The organism is Microtetraspora fusca, assembly GCF_001570365.1.
Taxonomy (GTDB): Bacteria; Actinomycetota; Actinomycetes; order Streptosporangiales; family Streptosporangiaceae; genus Microtetraspora; species Microtetraspora fusca.
The window spans coordinates 97374-104453 of record NZ_BBYK01000069.1; the positions used below are offsets into that span (position 1 = coordinate 97374).

3 protein-coding genes are annotated in these 7080 nt (G+C 65.3%); 2 read left to right on the forward strand and 1 reads right to left on the reverse strand.

Annotation, left to right across the window (positions count from 1 at the left end; genetic code table 11):
• Positions 1 to 211: 211 nt before the first annotated feature.
• A complete protein-coding gene (locus tag AWQ68_RS33085) occupies positions 212 to 3142 on the reverse strand; it encodes a family 20 glycosylhydrolase (protein ID WP_157546074.1) in 2931 nt (976 codons plus the stop codon).
• A gap of 1318 nt (positions 3143 to 4460) precedes the next feature.
• Here AWQ68_RS33085 and AWQ68_RS33090 point away from each other — a divergent pair.
• Positions 4461 to 5108: a DUF6461 domain-containing protein gene (locus AWQ68_RS33090; RefSeq protein WP_157546077.1), complete on the forward strand. Its 648-nt coding sequence runs from the start codon at positions 4461 to 4463 to the stop codon at positions 5106 to 5108.
• A gap of 1088 nt (positions 5109 to 6196) precedes the next feature.
• Entirely contained in the window at positions 6197 to 6898 is a 702-nt protein-coding gene (locus tag AWQ68_RS33095; protein ID WP_066948264.1) for a hypothetical protein, read from the forward strand.
• Positions 6899 to 7080 lie beyond the last annotated feature (182 nt).

Genomic DNA, 7080 nt, shown 5'->3' on the forward strand with positions numbered 1-7080 from the left:
TGCGGCTCGGCGGCACCCTAAACGGGTACGCACATGCGGCCTGTCCGGCATGGATGAGGTATTCGGCAAGGGCAGCGTCAGCTGGTGCCCTGGCTCACGAGCCTGCGAAGAGACACTCGCGCTGGACGGATCCTCCTTGATTGGTGGGACGAAGTGCTCCGCGTCCGCGGAGGCTTCGTCCCACCATCACGTCCCGTCGTAGGGATCGGCGTTATAGCCCGGCGCACTGTCCCTTCTTCGGCCCGGACACCGAATTGGGCTTCCCGGTGTTCGTGGGCGGCGGGGTGTTGCCAGAGCAGGACAGCGGACCATCAACACGGTTTGCGGCGATCACCGGCGCCGACTTCACCGAGTTGCTCGTCACGCTGAGCGGACCGCTCACCTTCGTGCCGCTTATCGCGATCCGATCCGTAACCCCGGACACCGAGACGGGCCCGCCGACCTCCGAATCGATCACTCGTATCTGAGCTGCGTGGTTCACCGACAGCGGCCCGGACACCTTGGCCTTCACCGCGACCAGTCCAGCGCCGGCCGCGACCGTCACCGGCCCGGAGACCACCGCGCCGTCGAGGCAGGTCAATCCGGAGGAAACGGGCAGAGGCCCGCTCACTCGGCCCGTCACCTTCGTCGTGCAGGCGGAGGCAAGCTGTCGATCAAAAGCCCCGACATTCACGCCGCCGACCGCGATTCCACGCGCACATACCGAAACGAAGCCGAACTGAGCCCCGGCACCATCGGCCTGCTCCGCGTCGAAGCACACGTCATACGTGCCCTCCGGAACGCTGAGCAGGTAGCGCCCGTGCTCGTTCGTCGTTACCGGTGTGCCAACGGTCGCTCCTGTTTCCGGATCGTGCGCCGTCACGCGCACCCCGGACAGGGCCCCACCATCTGGACCGGTGACCGCACCGTAGATGGAATCCGGTCCGGCGATGAACGGCACGACCCAGGTCTGGTCCTGATGACTGTAGGTGACGGTTCCGTGGTACACCTGGTCCGCCGGATAGGAGTGGCTCCCGCTGACCGACATCAGGCTTCTACCCTGCCGTTGGCTCGTCACGTAGTCGCGTCCTGCGATGCCGGCCGGCTCCTTCGGGGATCCGTCGCCCCAATCGATCACGGCCGTGAAGTTACCGGGCGGAAGCGAGCCGGCGGTCAGACGCGCCAGGGGCGCATTGCTCAGGGCCTTGTCCGCGCCGAACCGAGCGACCGTCCCCATCGCCGCCGTGCTCCAGGCGACCTGGGCTATGGTGCCGAAGTTCACGTTCGCGAACGCCCACCGGGGCCCGGCCACGCTGAGCCGCTGCCGATACGCGTCGTAGTCCTGGGTGAGTGCTTTGGGGGACCAGGCGATTTCGAGGATTCCGGCCAGCCGCGGGAAGACCATGAACTCGTTCGTGGCCAGCCCACGCATCTGCTCGCCCCAGATGGGCGCCTCGAGACCGAGGATGTCCTCCGCCTTCGGCCCGCCGTAGGCGGGTTGAGCCCAGACCGACCGGTACTTTTCGTACACCCATTCCGGGTCCCATGCGTAGGACTGGAGGAGTTCCGTCCGCGGCGTCCTGCCGGGGGACCCGTCATACCCGAAGTCGAGATAGGCGTTGTATTCCGGGGTCACGATGACGTCCCGGCCTTGGTTGAACCACTCAGGTTTGATGAGAGCGGGCCCACCGCCGGTGTAGTCGGACCAGTAATGGTTGATGGAGGTGGAACCCGGTGCGTATCCTTCCAGCGCTGGGTTCCAGCCCATCATCCGCTTGCCGTTGTCGTTGACGATGATCTCCATCTGCCGGATCCACCACTTGTAGTCGTCGTGGCGCATCCCGATGGCCTCGTCCCCGCCGATGTGGACGATGGGTCCGGGAGAGATCGCGGCAAGCTGCGCGATGGCGTCCTTCCAGAACGCGAGGGCCCGCGCGCTGGCCGGGTCATTCGGATCGGTGCAGAACCGGTCGTTCTGGGTCTGGCCTTGGCAGCCCATGACCGCGCGGCCGCCCAGGGCTGTGACTGCCGCCGTGGCATGGGCCGGGGACTCCAGCTCGGGGACGATCTCGATGAACCGATCGGCCGCGTACTTGACCACGTCCTTGAAGTCTTCTTGCGTGTAGAAACCCGCGATGCAGTCCGCTCCGTTGCACCCGGTGCCGTCCAGTGCCGGGTAGCCCTTGATCTCAAGGCGCCAGGACTGGGAGTCGCTCAGGTGCCAGTGCAGTCGGTCACCCTTCAACGCCGCCATTTGGTCGATCATGGACTTTGTTTCGGCCACAGTCAGGAAGTTACGGGCAGGGTCGAGTTGGAGACCTCGATGCGCATATCGGGGGTAGTCCACGACCGTTATGGGCTGCGCCTTCCATGGCCCCACGCCGGCAGTAGGCGAGTAGATCGCCGCCGGCAACAACTGCCGAAGGGTCTGGAAGCCGTTGAACAGGCCGTGCGTCTTCGGGGCCACGACCTTTACGCCCGCACTTGACATCGTGAGGGAGTAGCCTTCGGCCGCGGCGACCTCGTTGCCCTGGGGAAGGCCGGGCACTGGCGCGAGGGTGAGGGCGATGTCCGCGGCGGTGGCAGAACCTGTCACCACGGGGAGTTTGTACCCGGTAGCCGGCCGCAGGTAGCCCGCGAGAATTTCAGCCGTGGCAGCGAGGTCACCGGCGGAGACCACGATCCGGGATTCAGCCGTGAGCTCCCACGGCTGACCGGTGCCGGGCGTCTGCTGCACCGGCACGGGAATGATCTGACCCACGACAGGCGCCGGCTTGGGGCCGGACCATACCTCGAACTCGTTGATCGTGTATCCGGTCTTGGAATTCGTGGCCAGGGCCTGGATCCGGATGCAGGAGATCGGGTCCTTGCGGTCGATCACCTGGGAATCCTTGTCGCTCGGATTCACCACATGGGCGACCGTCGACCATGTCTGACAGCCGGGGTCCGTGGCGACCTGCAGGTCGTACTCCGTCGGCTTGGACGGCGACGTCCAGAGGCTGAACACCTCGTAGACCGGGGCGGGCTTGGCCAGCTTGACCTGGAACCAGTCCTGAGTCGAGTCATAGCCATTCCCGACCGTCGCATAGTTCGAGGTCCAACCGTTGTGGACGAAGACATCGATGGCGTTGGCGGGCGCGTACGTCGCCTCGGGCGCGGTCATCCGTTGAGACTTGGCGGAGGCGACCGCACCCGGCAGGAGCGCGAGATTGACGCTCTCGGAAGCTGAGGGATCGGCGGACGTCGTGGGCGTGACGGCGTAGGCGGTGCTGTTCGCCAGGAGGCCGGTGAGAGATGTGGCCAGAAGCGCACCGACTGTCAAAGTGGAGACTGCGCGGGGCCGAGACCGATGGCCTCCGCCATGCCTCCGCTCGCGTTTCGGGGATAGGAATGAGAAGTTCACGTCACTCCTTGCATCGGGGTGCCGCACACCTCCAGCGCAGCTCGCGTTCGGGCATGGTTGACATGTCCGATACACCCGCTCGACATGGGGAGCGTCCGTGCAGGTGTCCGATCGGTGCTGGGGGGTGTCACGCGGCGAGGGGGGTGGCCGTCCTGGCGATCCTCTCGCTCGTCTCGAATCCCGCCTCCTTGTTCTTGGAGCGATGACCGGTCTGTCCGATTGATGGTCAGGACGGCGGTTAGATCCTTTATGGAGGATCTTGGGTCAGTTTAGGCAGAAGGCAAGGTTTGGTCTATACCGCCGGACATCGGATTCGCAACGACGGGGAGGAGCGAGCTTGGCAATGGTCTATACCGCCGAGTAGCGGATCTTCGACGAGAGGGAAGCGGGAGCCCGGCAACCGGTCTATACCGGAGGGCCGGCGACGCGTGGCAGCCGCGATGGGACGGCCGTCGACTTCGGCAGGCGCAGCGGCCGGCGGCCCGGCGTGACGCAGCCCAGGGGCGTGGCATGGCGCGCCCCGGCGCAGGAGGGGGGTCGTGCACGGTCAGGAAACCGAGCACCGCGAAGGCGAGGACCTCCTTCGGAGGGGACGGTACGCCCAGGTCGTCGCTGGACAGCAGCCGTACGCCCGGCAGTTCCTCCCGGGGTCACCGACCTGGACCTGCCGAGCGCCGCCGGTTCAGCTCGCGGCGACGGTGAGGCCGTGGAGCGATACGGTGCCCGTCCCGCCGTTGGCGGCCGTCATGAGCAGGAACTCCACGTGTGCGTGTACCACGGGAGCAAGCCGGGCATGCACGGCGTGCATGCCCGGCGGCCTTCAGGTTCGCCGGATGCAGGTCGCCGTGGGCTAGTGCCGTAGCAGCTTTGGTTTGCCCTGTTTCGTGCTGACACGCCGTTCGAGGTCCCACCCGCGCCAGTAGTTGCCGAGCCGTCCCCGCCTCCCAACTGGGGGCGGCGATTACTCATGCTCCTCCTCACCTTGCTGGTGATCGCAGCTTGATCTGCAGGAAGGTACGGTCTTTCCTGCCCTGATTCAATTTCAACGAGGCTGTCGCCTCCGTCGAAGGGATGTCGGATGAGTTCGGTCACCGGTGTAATGGTCGCCCACTACGACGAACTGTTGGACGAACTCCGTCAGCTGGATCCCTACATCACGGAAGCAATGGCTTGGGTCGTGGTGCGGGGGCGCGACGTTCGATTGACGGTCGACGATGTGGTGAGCCGACTAGGCGGCGACTCCGGCACCATCAGTCGGCGTCTGCCTTTGCCGCCCTCAGCGGATCCAACCGCTGCGGCTTTCGAGCAGCGCGGCGACAATGTGCTGATCGTCGCTTCCAATACGTACGGGTTCAGCCGACCGGAGGTACTAGCCGCGCTGACGAAAGATGCGCAGGCGTGGGGCTTTTGGTGGCTGGTCAACAACGCGCACAAGCTGTTTTACGCGGCGGACGGACATCTGGTCACCACGGTACAGATCCCGGACTTTGACGGGCATCTCCCCTGCGGCGGCGAGAACCCACAGGCCTTGGACTCATATCTGGACGGTTTACGGGCCTTGGCTGAGGAGAAATGCGAGGACGACGAAGCAGGCGACTATGGCGTGAGCTACCCCGACTGGCCCACTGCCCTCGCCACTGTGGAGGCGATGACCGGGGTGCGGCTAGAGGCGAGTTGGTTCATGCAAGAACAGCTCTGCGTCAGCCGGGTGCCGAGGTTGAGCTGATCTCGCAGTGAAATTTCCGCTGACTCCCAGCGGCGGGAACGAGGCGGTAGCCGTACCGGCGAGCCTCGAACGGCCCGGCACGTAGCGGCACGACTCTGAACAGCGAGAGGGCCTTCCCCCGATGTGTGGACACCTTGAGTGCCAGATCTTCACCTCCGAATGCCTGCTTGCGTAGAGCTCTCCGAGTTGTCACCGTCGACGTCGACCGAGCCAGGGACCGGCGCCCGACGTGCCCATCCGGGATGGGCACGAAGGTCCCCCGCCGGTCCGCATGAAGGCACGGCCGGTTGGTGCCACTTCCCCTCCAGCCAATCGCCAAGATGTCAGCGGCCCACCGTGCGGCGGCACTTGAGACGACCAGAGCTGTTCTGAGCGAGACGGATATCTGGGTGTTCGACGAGAACACTTACCGGCTCCGGCTGGTCGACTGTCGAAGTGCGCGAAAGGACGGCCGGCACTGGGCGGAGGCGGTGCCCATCCCGTGCGGACTGCGGTCCAGAACATGACTGCGAGTTCAGCGACACCGTCGGTCACGGCCCACACGTTCTTCGGCGACGAGGCGCTCCACCGTCAACGGCACGGGAATCACATGCACGCCCCTCGTGTCCCTCACAGCCGGGCTGGAGATGACAGACCACCGCGAGGGGCAGCTTACCCCAAGAGGGAAGGGCGAATTCCGTCGATAAACGTCACCATGTCATGACGAACGACTAAGCCAGACGGATGGATTGCACTGATCCCACACGACATCACTGATAAACGCCGATGGACACGGCGAGCCCACCGAAGCCAAACCGTTGGATATTAACAGAATGCTCGGAAGTTTGCAGCCACATGAGGCCGACAACTCCATACCCAAGTTTCCGAAATCTAGCTGGATCCAAAGAGAATACCCACACATTCTCACCCTTGCCAGAAAATATGCATCACCCAGCAACGCAAGTACGCTTTGAATCGGCAACACTTTCGGCGTTCGAGTGACAGTTCTTCGCCAAACTGGCGACAATGGCGTGAATTCCGCCGTCCACGCTCGCGCTCAACGCCGCCGAGCACCGCAGGGCACGTCTGATTCCCCGGGAGCTTCGATCATGCGGATCCGTCCGACCTCCACCCGCGGCGGTCAGTCTCCGGCAGCCACCTCCGCAGAATCGCCGGCCACTCTGTCCGGACTGGACGCACGCCGACTGCCGGCATCACCCCGCCGACGCCGACCCGACCTGGCCGCATTGGCGGCGCTACTCATCCTCGGAGGCACAGCGGCCACCATCACACTCATACTGAACGGCAGCGCGCGCGTCTCAGCGATCCGCATCACCCAGCACGTCACCGCTGGACAACAGCTCAGCCGCGCCGGCATGGAAGAAGTCCGGATAGCCGACACCGGCATCGACTACCTGCCCTGGGCACAGCACGTCTCCTACGCGCAGCGCCTGGCCCGCGTCACCCTGCTCCCCGGCACCCTGCTCACCACGCAGATGACCGCCATGGCAAGCGAAGAACTCATCCCGGGCAAGGCCCGCGTCGGCCTGGCCCTCAAACCCGGCCAGTCCCCTGCCGAACTGCAACGCGGCCAGCGCGTGCAGGTCATCTCCCTCCCCGGCCAGGACACCGGCGACCACAACAGCACCGTGCTGGCCAGAAGCGCACTGGTCGATTCCGTCAGCGAACCAGGCACACGCGGCGCGTCCCGCCTCGTGAACGTGATCGTCGACGCCGCCCTCTCCCCCAGAATCGCCGCCTACGCCTCCAACGGCCAGATCGTCCTCGCCTACCTGCCCGCAACGCACTGACCCTCGGAGGCAACCGAGAGCCACACTTCGGCTTGCCCTCTGCCTGCGCCGTGATCGTCGTTCGGCAGGTCGTTGAGATGCTGCGCGGTGGGCGAGATGAGCGGGCCGGCCGGCATGCCCCGGTGGCGGCCAGACTCCCGCCTTTACGCTGTAGATCAGAACCCATGCGCTGGCGCGGCGGA

What these genes read in the sequence shown, in the direction of transcription:
- AWQ68_RS33095 (WP_066948264.1), top strand. Translation starts at nt 6,197, where the DNA reads ATGCGGATCCGTCCGACCTCCACCCGCGGCGGTCAGTCTCCGGCAGCC.
- AWQ68_RS33085 (WP_157546074.1), bottom strand. Translation starts at nt 3,142, where the DNA reads ATGACCGCGCCCGAGGCGACGTACGCGCCCGCCAACGCCATCGATGTC.
- AWQ68_RS33090 (WP_157546077.1), top strand. Translation starts at nt 4,461, where the DNA reads ATGAGTTCGGTCACCGGTGTAATGGTCGCCCACTACGACGAACTGTTG.